The organism is Pseudomonas sp. P116, assembly GCF_020149425.1.
GTDB lineage: Bacteria > Pseudomonadota > Gammaproteobacteria > Pseudomonadales > Pseudomonadaceae > Aquipseudomonas > Aquipseudomonas anatoliensis.
The window spans coordinates 804,418-822,470 of record NZ_JACVHB010000002.1 but is presented as its reverse complement, the minus strand read 5'-3'; the positions used below and the strand labels follow the sequence as shown (position 1 = coordinate 822,470).

Here is an 18,053-nt window from a genome sequence, read left to right as displayed (position 1 = left end):
TGTCATGACCGACTTTTCAAAATCATCCGCCTCGCCCGGAGGCTGCCAGGGCTGTAAAAACAAAGGCGCGCCGGATATGAATTTCGCCTTCGCGTTCCAGCCCATTGTGGATCTGCGCGATCAAACGACTTTTGCCCATGAAGCCTTGGTTCGCGGCGTGAATGGTGAGGGCGCCTTGTCGGTCCTGGAGCAGGTGGACGATCAAAACCGTTATCGATTCGATCAACTGTGTCGAGTTCGGGCGATTTCCACGGCGGCTCAGCTAGGGATGACCGAGTACCTGTCGATCAACTTTTTGCCGAATGCCGTTTACCGTCCGGAACTGTGCATTCGCAGCACACTTGAAGCAGCGCGCGCTCACGGGTTTCCGCTGGATCGCTTGATCTTCGAAGCGGTTGAGGGCGAGTACGTTGAAAAGAACAGCCACCTGACGAATATCTTGCGTGAGTACCGCGAGTTTGGTTTCAAGACAGCGATCGATGACTTTGGCGCAGGCTATTCCGGTCTTAACCTGTTGGCAGATTTTCAGCCGGATTTGATCAAGCTGGATATGGCGCTGGTCCGCGATATTCACCTTGACCGTGTACGCCAGACCATCGTGCGTAACGTCGTGAACATGTGCAGAGAGTTGGGCGTGGAGGTAATCGCCGAGGGCATAGAAGATGCCCAGGAAAGAGACTTTCTCGCCGATTGCGGCATTTATCTGATGCAGGGTTATTGGTTCGCCAAACCTGCTTTCAAATCGCTGGCGCAGATACCCACGGGTGCGTGGCTGAAGAGATGACCTCTCTCAGCTCGCACTGAGCCGCTCGATTACGGGGGCCAGTGCCGGACGTTTGCTGAGCCATTCTTCCTTGGTAATCCCCAACAGAACGACGTCAATCCGAACCCCATCCTTGACCACGTTCTGCCGCCTCACACCTTCAATCTCAAACCCAAACTTCTGATGCATCTTCACCACCGCCGAATTCATCGCCAGTACTTCGCAATTCAGCTTCTCCAACCCCGCCACATCAAATGCGTAATCAAGCATCCAGAACTCGACCACGCTACCCAAGCCCTTACCCTGCAACCCGATGTCCAGATAGAAAGCCCAATCAGCGGTTTTGTGAAGTTGGTTAATCGCATTCAGCGAAACAACCCCGACCGCCTGTTCATCCTTGATCACCACAAACACTTGCTGCCGTGAATTGCCCTGCAAAGAGGCCAGCCAGTTGGCATGTTCCTGTTCGGTAATTTCATGGGAGGTGTACATGAATTTGCGCACGTATTCCTGGTTGCGCAGGGTGCGGACGTGGGCCTGGAGGGCGGGGCTGACGTCGGTGAGGGGGAGGAATTGCATGGGGATGTCCTTGTCTGGCGGGTGAGCGATTCTGAACCGGCGCTGTTGATCAGGGAAGTTGCATGTCGCCGCATGCGGTGCAGTATCGGCAGCAGTCTCAATCAGTACAGCTTCGGCATGTTGCACGACAACTGGCTATGCGATTGATCGAGAGTCAGGCGTTGCGTCGGGCTTCCAGTACGCTAAACAGCAACATGCCCGCCAACATCGCCAGGACGAACACGATCACTTGCCAATGGCCTGTCAGCAGGATGGTCACTGCCGGTCCGGGGCAGATACCGGCAACTCCCCAGCCAACGCCGAACAGCAGACTGCCGCCAATCAATCGTCGGTCGAGTTCACGTTTGACGGGTAACTGCATGGGGTTTCCCAGCAGGGATCGGGATTGCCGACGGGCCCAGGTCAAGGGGCCGATGGCGACAGCAATTGCCCCCACCATGACCAATGCCAGAGAGGGATCCCAAGCACCGGCCAAATCCAGAAATGCCAGTACTTTTTCCGGGTTGGCCATGCCCGCCAGAAGCAGACCCAGGCCGAAGAGAAGGCCGGCAATGAAAGCGTTCAGCTTGATCATGTTCATGCTCCCAGCAGATGGCGCAGGACAAACACCGTCATGAACCCACTGAACATGAAACAAGCAGTGGCAGCCATTGATCGCGGTGAAAGGCGCGATATGCCGCAAACCCCATGACCACTCGTGCAACCTGAACCGTATCGTGTGCCAATGCCGACCAGCAGCCCGGCGATGATCAGCCCCAACCAGCCACTTTGGAATTCGATGCGCGGCAACGTGGTGAACAATCCCCAAAGTACTGGCGCGACGAGCAGGCCTAGGAGAAACAGTGCTTTCTCACTTGCTCCTTCACGGCTGCGTTGCAGCAGACTGCCGATCAGGCCGCTTATTCCGGCGATTCGACCATTGCCGACAACCAACAGGCTGGCCGCCAGGCCAATCAGTGCGCCACCGGCAAGGGATGACCACGGAGTGAAGTTGAGCCAGTCGACATGCATGGGGCACCTCGGGTACTGAAAGTGTGAATTTTGGGCAGATGGAGAGGTGATTAATCCACTCTCTCCACAGTTAGTGCCAATCCCGCATGCTTACTGCGGAACCGCCAGCCACTCGCCAATGACCTTCTGATATTTGCCGGTTACTTTGCTCAAGTGCAACCACTGATCAACGTACAGCTTCCAGCTGATGTCATCACGCGGCAACAGGTAGGCCTTTTCCCCGTACTGCATGAACTGCTGCGGATTGACCGCGCACAACCCCGGTTTCAACTTCTGCTGATACAGCGCTTCCGAGGCGTCGGTGATCATCACGTCGGCCTTGTTGTCGAGCAGTTGCTGGAAGATGGTCACGTTGTCGTGCAGGGCCAGTTGCGCTTTTGGCAGGAAGGCGTGGACGAAGGCTTCGTTGGTGCCGCCGGCCGGTTCAACCAGGCGCACGTTGGGCTGGTTGATCTGCTCGACAGTCTGGTACCTGGATTGATCGGCGCAGCGCACCAGCGGGATCTTGCCGTCGACGTCGAGGGTGTTGCTGAAAAAGGCCTTTTTCTGCCGCTCCAGCGTCACCGAGATGCCGCCCATGCCGATGTCGCATTTGCCGGCCTGCATGTCCGGCATCAGGGTTTTCCAGGTGGTCTGCACCCACTCGACCTTGACCCCGAGGCTGTCGGCCAGCGAGCGTGCCATGGTGATGTCGATGCCCTCGAAATCGCCGTCGGTGCGTTTGAAGGTGTAAGGCTTGTAGTCGCCGGTGGTGCAGACGCGCAGTTGGCCTTGTTGCTGGATGGTGTCCAGGTGCGACGGTTGTTCCGCTGCCTGAGCGCTGAAGGTCAGGGGCAGGGCCAGTAAGGTACCGAGCAAGATTTTGGTTTTTATCATGGCTGTCGGGCTTCAAAGGGATCGGAGCCAGAAGTTAACCACGTTCTGGGCGCTGATCCCTATCGGCAGAGTGCGCCTACAGCCCCAATCCTTCCTGAACCACCGACAACAAATTGTTTTCCGTCAGCGCGATGGCATCCAGTTCCTGCCCGGTTTCAACGGTCTGCATCCACCAATGGCTTTCGTGATGTTCATCGACGGTGCGCAGCAGGTAGGTGTTTCTGTCCGGCAGGGTGATTTGCACGCGGCCCGCGCCGTCTTCGGTAAATCGTGCGATGGGATCAAAGGTCAGGCTTTGATTATTTGCTTCGATCACCAACTGATCGATAGCGTAATCGTGGGATTCGCCATCCGGAGAGGTTTCGCAGATGTGCGTAGGATTGCGCCGAATTTTCAGCCCGACTTCGGTCACCGGTTGCAGCCAGGTTTCGATGCGGTGGTACAGGTCGTACACCTGAGCGGGCCAGCAATCGATCTCCAGTTCGGCGCAGGTGATGTCGTCCGCGTGGCTGTGCCGGGTTTGCTTGAGCTTCGCGGCGAGTTCGTCTGCTTTACTCATTTCGGTTCCCTGTTTGTGGTGTCTGCTTATTAATCGTAGACCTTTCAACGGGGTACAACGTTGCCGTGCGTCATGCGCTTGCAACACAAGCGTGTCGAAATCTGCGCTGACCAGTCTGGTCAGGATCGAAAACCACGGACGCAGGCGTCCCAAGGAGCGGGTACATGAAAAAGCTGTTTACAATTTTGGCAGTGATTGCGCTGACGGCCGGTAGCATCGGCCTGAGTTCGGCGCGCCAATCGCAGTCGAGCAAGGCGCAAGCGGAGTCGGTAGCGGGGGTGTTCGATTATTACCTGCTGACGCTGTCCTGGTCGCCGACCTTCTGTTTGACGCACAAGGACGACGTGCAGTGTTCCGGCAAGGGTTATGGCTTTGTCCTGCACGGCTTGTGGCCGCAATACGCCAAGGGCGGCTGGCCGCAATCCTGTCCGCCGCTGACTACACTGTCGGCCGCGGAAAGCAGCAAGGGCATGACGCTGTTCCCAACCAAAAAACTGCTCGATCACGAATGGTCCAAGCACGGCACTTGCAGCGGCCTCGGTGCGATGGGGTATCTGGATGCGGCGGATAAAGCGGTTGGCACGGTGAAAATTCCCCAGGAGTTGCAGCCGTTCAGCACGTCGTATTACTTCGAGGCGCAGGAAATTTCCGACTTGTTCCGCAAGGCCAATCCGGGGATTCCGGCTGATGGCATCGCGGTGATTTGCAGTGGTCCGGAGTTGTCGGAAGTGCGCGTGTGCATGGGCAAGGATCTGCAGTTTGGCGCGTGTGGCAAGGGTGTGAAAACACAGTGCCGGGCGGGGGATATTCGGGTGCCTCCGGCGCGGTGATGTGATCCGGTTTGAGCACTGAGCACTGAGCACTGAGCACTGAGCACTGAACCTGTGGCGAGGGGATTTATCCCCGATGGACTGCGCAGCGGTCCCATTTCAGGGGGCCTCTTCGCGGCCCATCGGGGATAAATCCCCTCACCACAGGAGGTTTCGGTTTACTCAGACGAATCTCTCCATATCCATCCCCGACACCCCGCGCAAAAACTCCACCAACCCTACCTGCAATAAGCACTGAGCACTGAACCTGTGGCGAGGGGATTTATCCCCGATGGACTGCGCAGCAGTCCCATTTCTGGGGGCCTCTTCGCGGCCCATCGGGGATAAATCCCCTCACCACAGGAGGTTTCGGTCTGTCAGACGAATCTCTCCATATCCATCCTCGACACCCCGCGCAAAAACTCCACCAACCCTACCTGCAATAGTCGCCGCAAAAATAATTCGACCCACGGCTGTCATCCAATCGCGCATTACGCCGATACAACGGGGCGGGAGCGGGGCGTTTGCCCCTTGCACCCCGGTGGGCTACGCTCACAATTCATAAGGGTTTCGGGCTAACGCCCCTGTCGTACCTGCCCAGGACATGCTTTTGCCAATCCCCATTCACGATCCGCATCAGGCTCCCGGCACGCTAAAGCGTCTGCCGCTGCGCAAAGCGGCGGTGCTGTTTATCGTTGCGGTGAGTTTGTGCCTGTTTGGTTTGCTGTACCTGCAACTTGAGCAGTCGCGGCGCCAGGATCTGACGGTGGCGCAAATGGCCTCGAGCAACCTGACCCGGGCGATGGCGCAGCAGGCAGAGGATACGTTTCTGGCGGCGGACCTGGTGCTGACCAGTCTGGTCGACTGGATTCAGGACGACGGTTACGGTACGGCGCTAAGGCCGCGATTGCAGAAAACGCTCTCCCGACGCGTGCAGCAGCTGGAGCAGTTGCACGGTATGTTTCTGTTCGACGACCACGGACAGTGGGTCGTTACCTCATTCCCTGATCTGCCCCGTGGCAACGGCGTGGCTGACCGCGAATATTTCAAGTTTCATCAGAAGAACGTCTCGGAGGTAGCGCACATCGGCCCGGCGATTCGCAGCCGCGAGAACGGCGAATGGATCATCCCGATCTCCAAACGCGTCAACGATCGTGCCGGCAACTTTCAGGGTGTGTTGCTCGCCGGGATCAAAATGTCGTACTTCGAGCAGTTCTTTAAAAGCTTCAGCCTCGATGATAACGGGATCATGTTTATCGGCCTGACTGACGGCACTTTGCTCGCCCGCCGGCCGTACGATGAATCTCTGATTGGCACGTCACTGGCCAAAGGCGAAATTTATCAATCGCTGTTGCCCAATGCCGCTGCCGGAACGGCGATGTTCAAATCGGTGGTCGATGGTGTCACCCGTTTGTACGGCTACCGGCAGCTGTCGGCTTATCCACTGGTGGTGTCGGCCGCGACTTCGCGGGACACGATTCTCAAGGGTTGGTATGACCGCGCGTTTCAGTCGAGCGTGATTGTAGCGCTGGTGATCCTGGGTGTCGGTTTGTTCGGCTGGGTGTTTATCCATCAAGTGCGCGACGGCGAGCGGATCGAGAAAAACCTGCGCAAGGCGCAACGGGCGCTGGAACAGATCGCCACTCACGACAGCCTCACCGGGCTGACCAATCGGCGCCTGTTCGAGCGATCTCTGGAGATTGAGTTTGCCCGTGGCGCGCGGCAGGCCAGTCCGGTCAGCCTGATCATGCTCGATATCGATTTCTTCAAGCGTTACAACGACGCTTATGGGCACGTGGCGGGGGATCATTGCCTGACGCAAGTGGCCCAGGCGCTGAAGACCTGCTGCCAGCGCAAGTCCGATCTGGTCGTGCGCTACGGAGGCGAGGAGTTCGCGGTTTTATTGCCCGACACAGACATCAATGGCGCATTGGCGATTGCCGGGCAGATTCGGCGCGGTGTGATCGACAAGCGCATCACCCACAGTGGTTCGCCCACCGGTTATCTGACGGTCAGTCTGGGCTGCTACTCGTTTATCCCCAGCGGCAATGACAGCATTGAAGTGTTTATCCAGCGCGCGGATGCGGCGTTGTATCAGGCCAAAAATGCCGGACGCAATCGGGCGGCGGTGCTGTCGACGGATGACGGCATAGGTGAGCTGATGCGCTACGACCGCTGAACCAAAGACCACCTCAAAAAGCTGTGGGAGCTGGCTTGCCAGCGATAGCGGTCTGTCAGCTTGAGAAGATGCTGACTGTAGTGACGCCATCGCTGGTAATCCAGCTCCCACAGGCATTTTCAGTGAGTACAGATTGTGTGAATGCCTAGAGAGCACGTGGGAAGATTTTCACCACGGATGGCTCTTGTTCGTTCAGCCACCCGTGCCACCGCCCGCACCGCCGGTACCACCACCCGCCGAACCGGTGCCACCGCCGGCGCCCGAGCCCGATCCGCTGGCGCCGCCGTTGGTGCCGGTGCCGTCGGAGCCGTTACCGCCCGATGGCGCGCCCGGTGTGTTGTCCGGTGGCATGGTCGAGCCGCTGGTGGAGCCCGATTTGGTGCCTGTTGCATCGGCGCCGTCGTTGGCAGCGAAGCTGGCAGCCGATGCCGTGGCCAGCAGGCCAGCGAGCAGTAACGAGGTAAGTTTGCGCGTCATCATGGTACGTCTCCAAAAAGGGGATTTACCTGATATTGGTCTGATGCGCCCCATGCTTGGTGCCGACCGAGTGACGAGCGGTCGATGGAGTGGCCTACTGATCTTCAGGAATATTGGCTATTTGCCGAGCGCTGCACCGGGACTAACGTAGTCACACATTCACTTGCCCCGGAAAACCACCATGCAACCTCGTATCGATTTTTACACTGCTTCCCCGGACGCCCTGAAAGCGATGCTCGCCCTGGAAACAGCCGTCTCCAAGCTGCCGCTGGAAAAAAACCTGATCGAACTGGTCAAGCTGCGCGCCTCGCAGATCAACGGCTGTGCCTTCTGTATCGACATGCACACCGCCGATGCAATCAAGGGTGGCGAAACTCCGCGGCGCCTGTTCGCGGTGACCGCATGGCGTGAAGCGCCATTCTTCAGCGACCGTGAACGCGCCGCGCTGCTGTGGACCGAATCGCTGACCCAACTGAGCCTGACCCACGCGCCGGACGAAGACTACGACGTCGTTGCCGAGCAGTTTTCGCCGAAGGAAATGGTCGATCTGAGCGTCGCGATCAATACCATCAACAGCTGGAACCGCTTGGCGGTAGGCTTCCGTAAAACTCCTCAGGCCTGAGGCGACACCACAATTTGCGTGCAGGCGTGAGCCGGTCTTCAAATGTTTATTTGAGCCACTGACCGGGTGTGCTGCCGGTCATGGCTTTGAAGAACGCGATGAACGCGCTGTCACTGGCGAAGCCCAATTCGAAGCTGCAATAACTGAGGCTGCGTCCGGTGGCGAGCAACTCCATGGCGCGCATCAACCGCCATTGCTGGCGCCACTGCTGATAACTCATGCCGGTTTCGCGCTGGAAGATTCGGCCGATGGTGCGGCTGCTGGCGCCTATTTGGCGTTCCAGCACTTGCAGTTCCGGCGGCAATCGTTCCGGGGTTGCGAGCAGTGGCAGCAAACGCTTGTCCCGTGGCAAGGGCAACAACATCGGTTGTTGCGCCGCATCGACAATTTCGCTCAGGCACAAACCCAGTAAATGGGCGAATTTGCCTTGTTGCCAATCAGTGTCGAAATCCGCCGTAGCCATAGGCTCCAGCACGGCGCGCAGCAGAGGGCTGACTTCAATCACACAGACCTGTTGCGGCAACTCGCAGCACAATTCAGGGACCAGGTAAATGGAGCGGTAATCAACGCTTTGCTGCATCTGTGCCCGATGGCTCACACCCGCCGGAATCCACGCCGCTCGCGACGGTGGCAGCAGACACAATTGCTGCGCGAGGGTGATACGCGTGCAGCCCTGTCGGGTGTAGAGCAGTTGCCCGTGCAGGTGCTGATGTTGGCCGGAATCGTGATCACCCAGTATTGCTGCGATGCCGATCACCGGCGCCGAGTAACAGTCCGCATCAAAGAGTGTGTGGGCGTCAATCCAAGCCATGGGTTGTCCGATTTGCGCGATAAATTGGCAGGATTCGGATAATACGCCAATCAGCAGTTCTTAAACTCCTCGGCGGTTTACTTGAGGAGTCATAAACAATGAACAACAAAAATCTGTTGCCGCTGGCGATTGCGTTGCTGATGTTTCCGCAGATTGCGCAGACCCTGTACAGCCCGGCGCTGGGGGATATCGGCAGGGTATTTAAGGTCAGTCCCGAGGCGGCAGCGCAGACCTTGTCGGTTTACTTCCTCGCCTTTGCCGTGGGCGTGGTGGTGTGGGGGCGATTGTGTGATCGCATCGGCCGGCGTCCGGTCATGCTTGTGGGATTGGCGATCTACGCGGTCGCCATGGTTATCGCCTTGCGAGTCAGCAGTTTCAACGGTCTATTGCTGGCGCAGGGGGTGGCAGCATTTGGTGCGGCGGTGGGCTCGGTGGTCACGCAGACTTTGCTGCGCGACCGTTTCAAAGGGGCAGAACTGGCGCAGGTTTTTTCCCTGGTGGGCATCGCGTTGGCGGCAAGTCCGGCGATCGGTTTGTTCAGCGGTGCCAGCCTGGTCGAAGCATTCGGTTATCGCGGGGTGCTGGGCGCGCTGGTTTTGCTGGCCGCGACGCTGTGGCTCTGGAGTTGCTACGCCTTGCCGGAAACCCGTCCTGAGCAAACACCCCATGTCGATCTGTGGGAAACCCTCGCACGCATGTTGCGCGACTTGGGCATCTGGCGCTCGGCGTTATGGATTGCTGCGTTCAATGTGGCGCTGTTCAGTTATTACAGCCTTGGCCCGTTCATTTTTCAGCGCCTGAACCTGGACGCAACATGGTTTGGCTACAGCGGCGTGATCCTCGCGCTGGGCTCAGGTTTTGGCGCATGGGCCAACAAGCGTTTATTGCAGGCAGGGTTTGCCGCGATGCAGTTGATCCGGCTCGCCGCCATCACCGGTTTGCTCGGTGGCGTTGGCGTCTGGTGGCTGCAGGACAGTGGCGCGTTTGTGCTGCCGATGTTGCTGATCGTGCTGGCGTTCGGCATGGCCATTCCCAATATTCTCGGCATGGCGCTGGTTGATTATTCGGATCGTCTCGGCACTGCCGGAGCGTTATTGGGGCTGATTTATTACCTGCTGATTGGCGCGGGCATGATGCTCGCCGGGTGGTCTCAGGCCCTCGGGGAAACCCTGATAGGGTGCAGTGCCGTGGCATTGCTGCTGACAATAAGAGCAACAAAAGCAATTGTTTAAGAAGTGTAAGCGCTGTAGGAAGCGTCTTGCATTTGTGTAGGAGGGCTCCGACTATCACGATTATTGATGATGTGGCATTACGCCATTCAATGATCGCAAGGAAGTTGCGTGCCGTATTCGATTCGCGCTGTTTTTCCTCGTCATGTCACGCGTTGGCCGCTGTGGTCGGTCGTAGTGTTGAGCGTAAGTGCCTCCTCGCTTGAAGCGGCGGAAGCTGTCGCGCCGGGCCAGGAAGTGCTGCGCCAGCAGCAACAGCAACAGCGCGACTTGCAACAGCTGCAACTTGAGCAGAGAAAACGTCAGCTGGAGCGCGGCGCGTTCGGCCCGGCGCCGGTCACCCCGGCGATTCCCCAAACCGTTACGCCCGATGAGCGCTGCTGGCCGTTAAGCGGCACGCGCATCGGCGGCGTCACGCTGATCGACAGCGACAAACTCAATGCCCGCATCAAGCCGCTGCTCGCGCCGTGCATGGGCGTCGGCCAGATCAATCATCTGCTGGCGACCATCACCGCGATTTACGTCGAGAAGGGCTACATCGCCAGCCGTCCCTATCTGGTGAGCGCACCGGCGGCGGGGCAATCGCTGGATATCCGGATCGACGAAGGCTACATCGAGTCCATCGAACTGGCCGATCAAAGCCTGCCGGTTTCCCTCGGTGGTGCTTTCCCGGGCATGCTCGGCGGGCCGTTGAACCTGCGCGATCTGGAGCAGGGGCTGGATCAGTTGAACCGCTTGCGCTCGGTTGACCTCACCGCCGACATCGCCCCCGGCAGCCAGCCCGGCGCCTCACGGATCATCCTGCGCTCGCGCACCACCGGGCACTCGCGCTGGGCCTTGAATGCAGGGATCGACAACCTCGGCAGCGCCAGCACCGGGCGCGACCGCGATACCCTCAGTCTGAGCCTCGACAGTCCGCTGGAACTCAACGACCTGTTGAGCCTCAGCGCCAGTGACACGTTGAATCAGGGCGACCGCTACAGCCGCAACGCCAGCCTGTATTACGCGATCCCCTACGGCTACTGGACCTACAGCGTGTTCGCCAGCCACGCCGAATATCGCGCGCCGTTCAAATTGCCGAGCACGACCTTTCACAGCACCGGCATCACTGACCAGGTCAGCCTGCGCGCCGACCGCGTGTTGTGGCGCGACCAGAGCCGCCAGCTCAGCGCCAACCTGCAACTGGCGCACAAGGACGTCGACAGCTACCTGCAACACGTCCGCCTGGGCATCCAGAGCCCGACCCTGACCGTGGCTGAAGCCGGGCTCAATCTGTTCTGGCTCGACCGCGCGGTGTGGAATCTCGACGTCAACTACGCACAAGGCCTGCGCTGGTTTGGTGCCGATGACGATTCCCGACAGGCGATCAACAACCTGCCGAAAGCACAGTTTCGCAAATATCGCGCCGGCCTCAGTCAATGGCGCAATGGCCAGTTCGGCACGCAAGCCTGGCAATGGCAGAGCCAACTGAATTTGCAGTACAGCCCTGATCCGCTGCCGGCCATTGAGCAACTGCTGGGTACCGACGATTCGGCGGTGCGCGGTTATCGCGTCAGCAGTGCCTCCGGTGCCAGCGGTGCGATCTTGCGCAACACCTTGCGCCTGCCGCTGCGCAGCGAATGGCCGGTGCAGATCACCCCGCGTGTCGGCCTCGACCACGGCTGGATCAAGGCCGATCACGGCGCCCAGGGTCAACGCCTGAGCGGCGCCAGTGTCGGCCTGAATCTGGGCTGGAAGAACCTGCAAGTGGACGTCGATTACCAGCGCGCCCTCAACACCCCAAACGGTCTGCGACATGAACCCGAAACCTGGCTGATGCGGGTCGGGGTGCAGATATGACTGATACGAACAATGCAGTGAACAAACAGCCGTCGGATCTGAGCGCGACAGCCACGGCCAACACCAAAACGCGCGACGTGATGCCGTACTTACATGGAGACGTTTTTATGCCAGCACATACCTTTGCATTTCATCTTTCCCCACGGGGCAAATTGCGCTGGGCGATCGCCAGCCTGTTCTTCGCCGTGCACCTGCCGAGCGCTTTGGCCGGTGGTGTAGTCGTCGCTCCCGGACCGGGCGGCACGGCGCAATTGCAGACTCAGGGCGGTGTGCCCATCGTCAATATCGTCGCGCCCAACGGTTCGGGCCTGTCGCACAACCAGTTCCTCGACTACAACGTCGACCGCCAGGGTCTGGTGTTGAACAACGCCTTGCAGGCCGGACAGTCGCAACTCGCTGGGCAACTGGCAGCCAACCCGCAATTGCAAGGGCAAGCGGCGAGCGTGATCCTGAACGAAGTGATCAGCCGCAACCCGTCGGCCATCAACGGCGCACAAGAAATCTTCGGTCGCGCCGCCGATTATGTGCTGGCCAACCCCAACGGCATTTCGGTGAATGGCGGCAGTTTCATCAACACGCCGAACGCCAACCTGGTGGTCGGTCGCCCGGAGTTGAACGACGGCAAACTGCAAGCCCTGAGCACCCGTGACGCCAGCGGCCAGTTGCAGATTCAGAGCGGTGGCCTGCGTAACGGCGAGGGCTCGATCAACCTGATCGCCCCGCGTATCGACAGCCAGGGCGCGCTCAAGGCCCGCGACCAATTGAACCTCACCGTCGGCCGCAATCAGGTCGATTACGCCAGCGGCCAGGTGAAGACTGTGGACCCGGCAGGCAACACCACCGATCAACGCATCGACGCCAGCCTCTTCGGGGCGATGCAAGCCGGACGCATCAATATCGTCAGCACCGCTGAAGGCGCTGGTGTGCGAGTGGGCGCTGTACAAGTGGCCGGGCGCGATGGCGTGCAGATTCGTTCTGCCGGTGACCTCAGTGTCAGCGGCGATGCCGTGGCGAACAGTCTTGACGTGACGCGCGCCGGCATCCGCAGCAGCCAGGGCGATGTCGGTCTGCACAGCGGCAAGGACCTGACATTGGCCGCCACCGATGTCAGTGGCCGTGACGTTAGCGTCGATGCCAAGCGCAACCTGACCCTGAGCACGGTAGAAAGCCGCAAGCTCCAGGAAAAGCGCGAAAACTGGAGTAACAGCACCATCGGCATCACGTGGGAAACCTACGACCGTAGCCAAACCGACAGCGAGTCGCGTCAGCACGGCAGCCAGATCATTGCCAGCCGCGACGCGACATTGTCCTCCGGCAAAGACACTCAACTGCACGCTGCAAAAGTCGAAGCGGCGAACAATCTCAGCGTGCAAAGTGGCGGTGACCTGCGTCTGACCGCCGCCACCGAAAGCCACACCCACACCGATCAGGGCAATCACCGCAAACACTTGTGGAAAGCCAACTGGAACACCAGCAGCGAAGAGCAGCGCAGTGTCACCAGCCAGTTGAAGGCTGGCAACATCGCCCTGCAAACCGCAGCGCTGTTGCGTTCCGAAGGCGCCGAGTTGAACAGCTCGGGCGACCTGCAACTGGCCGGCAAACAAGTGGAAATCACCACGGCCACACGAACCAGTCGCAGCAACGACAATCGCTATTCCGGCGATCTGGTTGGCGGTGGTTTCTTTGGCAAAACCGGTGATGCCGACAAGGGCCAGACCCAGCATCAGGGCAGCAAGGTCAATGCGGCGGGCAAATTGATCGTCAAGGCTGACGACGTCCGTATCAGCGGCAGCCAGGTCCGTGGCGGCACCGACGCGAGCGTGATCAGCGACAAGGGTTCGCTGATCGTCGACGGCGTGCAGGACACCTCGCACAGCAACAATCATGACAAGGACAGCAAGTTCTTCGGTATCAGCAAAGACGAGTCGCGCCAGAACGCCAAGGACAGCACCACGGTGCGTAGCGAACTGGTGTCCGACAGCAACCTCAAGCTCAAAAGCGCCAAGGACATCGAAGTGGCTGGCTCGACCGTCAAGGCGGGCGGCGCGCTGACGGCGGACGCGGCGGGGGATGTAAACGTGCATTCCACGCAGAACAGCCACGACAGCAGCACCACGACTGAAACCCGTGGCTTCGACGCCTACGCCAAAGAGCAAACACCGGAGCAATATCGCGCCGGCATTCATTACGAAGACAAGCAACAAACCGTGACCCGCAACGACGTCACGCAGCAAAGTTCGAGCCTCAGCGGCGGCAGCGTACAAGTGAAGGCGGGCGGTGACGTGACTCTCAAGGGCGCGGACGTTAAATCCACCGCTGGCGATACGACGTTGAGCGGTAAAAACGTGTCGTTGCTGGCCGAACAGGACAGCCACAAAACTACCACCGACACGTCCAGCACCGGCGGCGGTTTCTATTACACCGGCGGCCTTGACCGCGCCGGTAGCGGCGTTGATTTCGCCCACAGCACTTCGCAAGACACCAGCAGCAAAACCACTGCGCAAACCACCAGCGTGCAGAGCAGCGGCGGCCTGACGATCAACGCCGACAAGCTCGCCACCGAAGGCGCGCAAGTGAAGGCTGGCAACGGTCTGAACATCGCGGCCAACGAAGTCGATAACCGCGCGGCCAGCAACACCGAAAGCAGCACTCACAACCAAAGCAACTGGTCGGCGGACATCGGCGCCAACGTCGAGTACAAAGACATCGCCCGGCCTATCGCTGGTGCGGTTAAAGATGTGCTGAACGCCAAGGTGCCGGACAAGGATGCACTGGCCAATCTCGGCCAGCCCAACGTCGGTATCGACGTCGCGGTCGGTCACGGCAGCGGCGAAAAAACCGAGCAAGGCAGCAACGCTGTGGTCAGTCGTTTTGACGGCGGCACTGTGGACGTGAACGTCGCTGGAACCCTGCACGACCAAGGCACGCAGTACAACGCCAGCGCCGGTAAAGTGAACATCAGCGCCGACAGACTGGTCGCCGATGCCGCGAGCAATTCCCACGTCAGCACCGACAGTTCGGTGGATGCCAAGGTTGACGTGCGGGTCTACACCAAAACCGGCGAAGACGTGAATGTCGCCGGTAGCGGCGCGGGTGGCAGCAGCCAGTCGAGCAAGGACAGTTCCACGGCGGTGGTCGGCACTTATGCCGGCAGCCAGGGTGTGGACATCAAGGTCGGTGGCGACGCGCAGTTCGAAGGCAGCCGTTTCGACGGCGGGCACGGCGGCGTCAGCGTCAAAACCGACGGCGATCTTGCGCTGAATCAGGCCAACGATCGCCAGAACAGCAGTGACGCCAGTCTGCGCGGCAATGGCTCGCTGACGGTTGGCACCTTGCCGGGCACCGACGGCACCAACGTCGATCTCGGCGCCGGTTTCCAGCTCGATCACAGCACCAAGCAGACCACTGACACTCAGGCCCACGTCGCAAGCATCACCGGCAACGGCCCGGTACAACTGAGCAGCGGCGGCAATCAGGTCCAGCAAGGCACGACGATCGACAGCGCTGGCGCCATCGATCTGCATGCTGACGGCAAACTCGATCTGCAAGCGGCGACCAACACTCACACTGCCACCGGCAGCAAACTCGGCGGCGGTTTGAAGGGCGGCGGCAGCAAAACCAGCAGCGAGAAGAGCCGCGATCAGGGCGGCAATCTCAGTGGCAATTTCAACATCGGTCGGGTCAACGAGCACTCACAAACACTGACCGGTGGCCAACTCAACAGCCAGAGCGGGATCACCCTGAGCGGTGACGCTGTTCATCTGCAAGGCACGCAAGTCAGTGCACCAAACATCAACGTCGATGCACAGAAGGGCGGCTATGTTCAGGAGTCGGCACAGTCCACTGAAAGCCGTAACAACTGGAACGTCGCGCTGAATGCCGGCGGTAATCTGAGCAGCAAAAAGCCGACAGCAGCCGAAGAGAAGGCCAGCAGCGACCACGGTTTCAATGCCGGCGCCAAGGTTGGCGTGGATTACCTGCAGGGCACCACGCAGCAGAACAGCCAGATCAAGGCTGACAGCGTGGTATTGAACAGCGCGGGTGATGCCCATCTGGCAGGTGCGCAAATCGATGCGAAGACGGTCAGCGGGAATGTCGCAGGTGATCTGGCAGTCGACAGCCGTCAAGACTCGAAGACAAGCGCCAAGGTTGACGTGGATCTGGGCCTGACCGCCAAGAAGAACCCACCGAACGACAAGGAGAAACTCGCCGGCACCGACTACAAACCGACGCTGAAAGCGCAGGGAGAATACGCGCACAAGGACAGCGTCGCGCAGGCGTCCGGCATCAGCGCCAGTCAAGGTGTAAAGCTGAATGTGGGCGGCGCGACACAACTGACCGGCGCTCGGATTTCGGCGAGTGAAGGCACGGTGGGGCTGGGTGGTTCGAAGGTCAGCAGCACCGATCTGAACAACCACGATTACGGCATCAAGGCTGGCCTCGATCTGCCACAAAAAACAGAGGAAAACGCTCCAAAGGTTTCCCTTGAAAACGGCAACCTCAAAGTCGGCCCGATCACCCTGAGCGGGCATCTCGATACCCAAACCCTGCAGGCCGGAATCGACGAAAAAGGCTGATCCCCATACTCCCGTGTAGGAGCTGCCGCAGGCTGCGATCTTTTGCTCTTGGAAAACCAGGATCAAAAGATCGCAGCGTGCCGCAGCTCCTACAGGGGATTTGCTTATGATCGGAATGATTTGCCGGTCTTAATAGTAACCATTACTATTCACGCCCCTTTCCTCAGCACAACATCCATACCCCCATGCGTCCCCGCAGACCCGGCTTTTTCGAGCATTACGAAGAGTTGATCGGCACCTGGACTCGTCGCCTGCGCAATCGCGCGCAGGCCGAGGATCTGGCGCACGACACCTTTGTGCGGGTGCTTGAGTCCGATTCGGCAGAGGTGCAGCAACCCCGGGCGTATTTGCACCAGACCGCGCGCAATATCGCGGTCGATGGCTATCGGCGGGAGGATCGGCGCGGCGCCATGGAGTCGGAGGCGATCGATCACAGTGCGTCGTCATCCGGCGACCCGGAGCATTACATGCATGCGATCCAGTTGGCTGACTCCATCGAACGAGCGCTCGCGGAGCTGCCGGTCAATTGCCGGAAGATTTTTGTCTGGCAGAAGATCGAAGGCCTGACTCAGGCGGAAATCGCAGAACGCCTGGGGCTGTCCAAGAACATGGTCGAAAAGTATATGATCCGCACCCTGCGGCATCTGCGTGATCGACTGGACGGGTTGCAGTCATGAGCAGCAACTTTTCATCCCCGGCCAAACAGGACATTCCATGATGGATACTCGTGATTGCGCGTGCGGGCAAACGACGGTGCGCGATGACGCGGCTCGCTGGTTTGTGCGTTTGCAGGAGCCGGCCGTGAGTGCCGACGAGCAGCAGTGCTTCGACGCCTGGCTGAATCAACATCCGCAACACCGCGATGAATTCCAACTGCTGCAAGGGCTGTGGACGGCGGCTGACCTGCTGCCGGCGCCACGCCTCAAAGCCCTCGCTGAAACCCCACCGGCGCGCCGTGAGCGACGTCCGCTGCTGCGTTATGCGGTGGCAGCCAGTGTGCTGGCGGTGGCGCTTGGATTGGGACTGTTCAGCGGCCTCAATCACCCCGGAAGCTACAGCGCCGAGTTTTCTACCGTGCTCGGTGAGCGCAAGCATGTGGCATTGCCGGACGGCTCGGTGATCGACCTCAACAGCCGCAGTCGCTTGCAGGTGCATTATGAAAAGGATCGCCGGCTCATCGAGTTGAGTGAAGGCGAGGCGATGTTCAGCGTCGAGCACGACGCCTCGCGACCGTTCGTAGTCGAGGCCGGCAGCGGCAAGGTCACGGTCACCGGTACGCGCTTCGATGTGCGCCGCGATGTGACGCAGACACGGGTGGCGGTGGAGCAGGGCACAGTGAAAGTGCAGGGACACGATGCGCCGGACAACGAATTTATCAGCCTGACCGCCGGCCTCGGCACCCATGTCGATGCGCAAGGCAAAGTGGCGGCAGCCTACGCCGTCAACCCGGCGGAGCTGACGGCGTGGCGTGGCGGCAAGCTGGTGTTCAACAACGCCCGCCTCAGCGAAGTGGCCGCCGAAGTGTCGCGTTATCGCGAGAAGCCGCTGACCGTCAGCAACCCCGGCGTGGCCAATCTACGCCTCACCAGCGTGTTCAAATCCGACAACACCGACGCCTTGCTCAAGGCCTTGCCGAACATTCTGCCGGTGGCCATTCGCACCCTCGCGGATGGCAGTCAGGAAATAATTTCAAAATAAAATTCAGGTTTTTTTCGAGTTCAT

At 59.6% G+C, this 18,053-nt stretch carries 16 protein-coding genes; 9 read left to right on the top strand and 7 right to left on the bottom strand.

The features are described from left to right. Positions 1-4 precede the first annotated feature (4 nt). Positions 5-784, top strand: coding sequence for an EAL domain-containing protein (locus tag ICA15_RS10045; RefSeq protein ID WP_042560115.1), 780 nt, complete (start codon positions 5-7; stop codon positions 782-784). Positions 785-790: 6 nt separating this feature from the next. On the opposite strand, the gene pseH is transcribed toward ICA15_RS10045, so the two are convergent. The 5 genes from pseH to ICA15_RS10020 form a co-directional block, all read right to left on the bottom strand. Then, positions 791-1,342, bottom strand: a complete 552-nt coding sequence (gene pseH / locus ICA15_RS10040) for a UDP-4-amino-4,6-dideoxy-N-acetyl-beta-L-altrosamine N-acetyltransferase (RefSeq protein WP_210553152.1) — start codon at positions 1,340-1,342, stop codon at positions 791-793. Positions 1,343-1,496: 154 nt separating this feature from the next. Further along, the gene (locus tag ICA15_RS10035; protein WP_042560113.1) at positions 1,497-1,916 is read right to left on the bottom strand and encodes a DUF6691 family protein; all 420 of its coding nucleotides are present in this window, start codon (positions 1,914-1,916) and stop codon (positions 1,497-1,499) included. Between the two features lie 2 nt (positions 1,917-1,918). Further along, on the bottom strand, positions 1,919-2,353 hold the full coding sequence (locus ICA15_RS10030) for a YeeE/YedE family protein (RefSeq protein WP_210553151.1): 435 nt from the start codon (positions 2,351-2,353) through the stop codon (positions 1,919-1,921). 90 nt (positions 2,354-2,443) lie between these two features. Next, complete coding sequence (locus ICA15_RS10025; RefSeq protein ID WP_210553150.1) at positions 2,444-3,229, bottom strand: transporter substrate-binding domain-containing protein; 786 nt, start codon at positions 3,227-3,229, stop codon at positions 2,444-2,446. Between the two features lie 76 nt (positions 3,230-3,305). Then, positions 3,306-3,788, bottom strand: a complete 483-nt coding sequence (locus tag ICA15_RS10020) for a hypothetical protein (protein ID WP_150617599.1) — start codon at positions 3,786-3,788, stop codon at positions 3,306-3,308. Between the two features lie 164 nt (positions 3,789-3,952). Between ICA15_RS10020 and ICA15_RS10015 the strand changes: the two genes are divergently transcribed. Both ICA15_RS10015 and ICA15_RS10010 read left to right on the top strand, forming a co-directional pair. Continuing rightward, positions 3,953-4,618, top strand: a complete 666-nt coding sequence (locus tag ICA15_RS10015; protein ID WP_150604453.1) for a ribonuclease T2 — start codon at positions 3,953-3,955, stop codon at positions 4,616-4,618. Between the two features lie 589 nt (positions 4,619-5,207). Then, a complete protein-coding gene (locus ICA15_RS10010) occupies positions 5,208-6,776 on the top strand; it encodes a sensor domain-containing diguanylate cyclase (protein ID WP_210553149.1) in 1,569 nt (522 codons plus the stop codon). 192 nt (positions 6,777-6,968) lie between these two features. On the opposite strand, the gene ICA15_RS10005 is transcribed toward ICA15_RS10010, so the two are convergent. Next, entirely contained in the window at positions 6,969-7,256 is a 288-nt protein-coding gene (locus ICA15_RS10005; RefSeq protein ID WP_150617603.1) for a hypothetical protein, read from the bottom strand. Positions 7,257-7,434: 178 nt separating this feature from the next. Here ICA15_RS10005 and ICA15_RS10000 point away from each other — a divergent pair, with 178 nt between their 5' ends. Then, on the top strand, positions 7,435-7,875 hold the full coding sequence (locus tag ICA15_RS10000) for a carboxymuconolactone decarboxylase family protein (RefSeq protein ID WP_150617604.1): 441 nt from the start codon (positions 7,435-7,437) through the stop codon (positions 7,873-7,875). 46 nt (positions 7,876-7,921) lie between these two features. On the opposite strand, the gene ICA15_RS09995 is transcribed toward ICA15_RS10000, so the two are convergent. Next, positions 7,922-8,686, bottom strand: coding sequence for an AraC family transcriptional regulator (locus ICA15_RS09995; protein ID WP_210553148.1), 765 nt, complete (start codon positions 8,684-8,686; stop codon positions 7,922-7,924). Positions 8,687-8,784: 98 nt separating this feature from the next. Here ICA15_RS09995 and ICA15_RS09990 point away from each other — a divergent pair, with 98 nt between their 5' ends. The 5 genes from ICA15_RS09990 (at position 8,785) to ICA15_RS09970 (ending at position 18,029) form a co-directional block, all read left to right on the top strand. Continuing rightward, positions 8,785-9,918 (top strand): multidrug effflux MFS transporter, encoded by a 1,134-nt coding sequence (locus tag ICA15_RS09990; RefSeq protein WP_210553147.1) that lies wholly within the window; start codon positions 8,785-8,787, stop codon positions 9,916-9,918. A gap of 108 nt (positions 9,919-10,026) precedes the next feature. Further along, complete coding sequence (locus ICA15_RS09985) at positions 10,027-11,754, top strand: ShlB/FhaC/HecB family hemolysin secretion/activation protein (protein WP_210553146.1); 1,728 nt, start codon at positions 10,027-10,029, stop codon at positions 11,752-11,754. A 107-nt stretch (positions 11,755-11,861) separates the two neighbouring features. Then, entirely contained in the window at positions 11,862-16,331 is a 4,470-nt protein-coding gene (locus ICA15_RS09980) for a hemagglutinin repeat-containing protein (protein ID WP_210553145.1), read from the top strand. A gap of 185 nt (positions 16,332-16,516) precedes the next feature. Beyond that, on the top strand, positions 16,517-17,008 hold the full coding sequence (locus ICA15_RS09975) for a sigma-70 family RNA polymerase sigma factor (RefSeq protein ID WP_047300659.1): 492 nt from the start codon (positions 16,517-16,519) through the stop codon (positions 17,006-17,008). 37 nt (positions 17,009-17,045) lie between these two features. Continuing rightward, a complete protein-coding gene (locus ICA15_RS09970) occupies positions 17,046-18,029 on the top strand; it encodes a FecR family protein (protein WP_210553144.1) in 984 nt (327 codons plus the stop codon). Positions 18,030-18,053 lie beyond the last annotated feature (24 nt).

What these genes read in the sequence shown, in the direction of transcription:
- ICA15_RS09995 (WP_210553148.1), bottom strand. Translation starts at nt 8,686, where the DNA reads ATGGCTTGGATTGACGCCCACACACTCTTTGATGCGGACTGTTACTCG.
- ICA15_RS10005 (WP_150617603.1), bottom strand. Translation starts at nt 7,256, where the DNA reads ATGATGACGCGCAAACTTACCTCGTTACTGCTCGCTGGCCTGCTGGCC.
- ICA15_RS10025 (WP_210553150.1), bottom strand. Translation starts at nt 3,229, where the DNA reads ATGATAAAAACCAAAATCTTGCTCGGTACCTTACTGGCCCTGCCCCTG.
- ICA15_RS10030 (WP_210553151.1), bottom strand. Translation starts at nt 2,353, where the DNA reads ATGCATGTCGACTGGCTCAACTTCACTCCGTGGTCATCCCTTGCCGGT.
- ICA15_RS09970 (WP_210553144.1), top strand. Translation starts at nt 17,046, where the DNA reads ATGATGGATACTCGTGATTGCGCGTGCGGGCAAACGACGGTGCGCGAT.
- ICA15_RS09990 (WP_210553147.1), top strand. Translation starts at nt 8,785, where the DNA reads ATGAACAACAAAAATCTGTTGCCGCTGGCGATTGCGTTGCTGATGTTT.
- ICA15_RS09975 (WP_047300659.1), top strand. Translation starts at nt 16,517, where the DNA reads ATGCGTCCCCGCAGACCCGGCTTTTTCGAGCATTACGAAGAGTTGATC.
- pseH (WP_210553152.1), bottom strand. Translation starts at nt 1,342, where the DNA reads ATGCAATTCCTCCCCCTCACCGACGTCAGCCCCGCCCTCCAGGCCCAC.
- ICA15_RS10035 (WP_042560113.1), bottom strand. Translation starts at nt 1,916, where the DNA reads ATGATCAAGCTGAACGCTTTCATTGCCGGCCTTCTCTTCGGCCTGGGT.
- ICA15_RS10045 (WP_042560115.1), top strand. Translation starts at nt 5, where the DNA reads ATGACCGACTTTTCAAAATCATCCGCCTCGCCCGGAGGCTGCCAGGGC.
- ICA15_RS10020 (WP_150617599.1), bottom strand. Translation starts at nt 3,788, where the DNA reads ATGAGTAAAGCAGACGAACTCGCCGCGAAGCTCAAGCAAACCCGGCAC.
- ICA15_RS10000 (WP_150617604.1), top strand. Translation starts at nt 7,435, where the DNA reads ATGCAACCTCGTATCGATTTTTACACTGCTTCCCCGGACGCCCTGAAA.
- ICA15_RS09980 (WP_210553145.1), top strand. Translation starts at nt 11,862, where the DNA reads ATGCCAGCACATACCTTTGCATTTCATCTTTCCCCACGGGGCAAATTG.
- ICA15_RS10015 (WP_150604453.1), top strand. Translation starts at nt 3,953, where the DNA reads ATGAAAAAGCTGTTTACAATTTTGGCAGTGATTGCGCTGACGGCCGGT.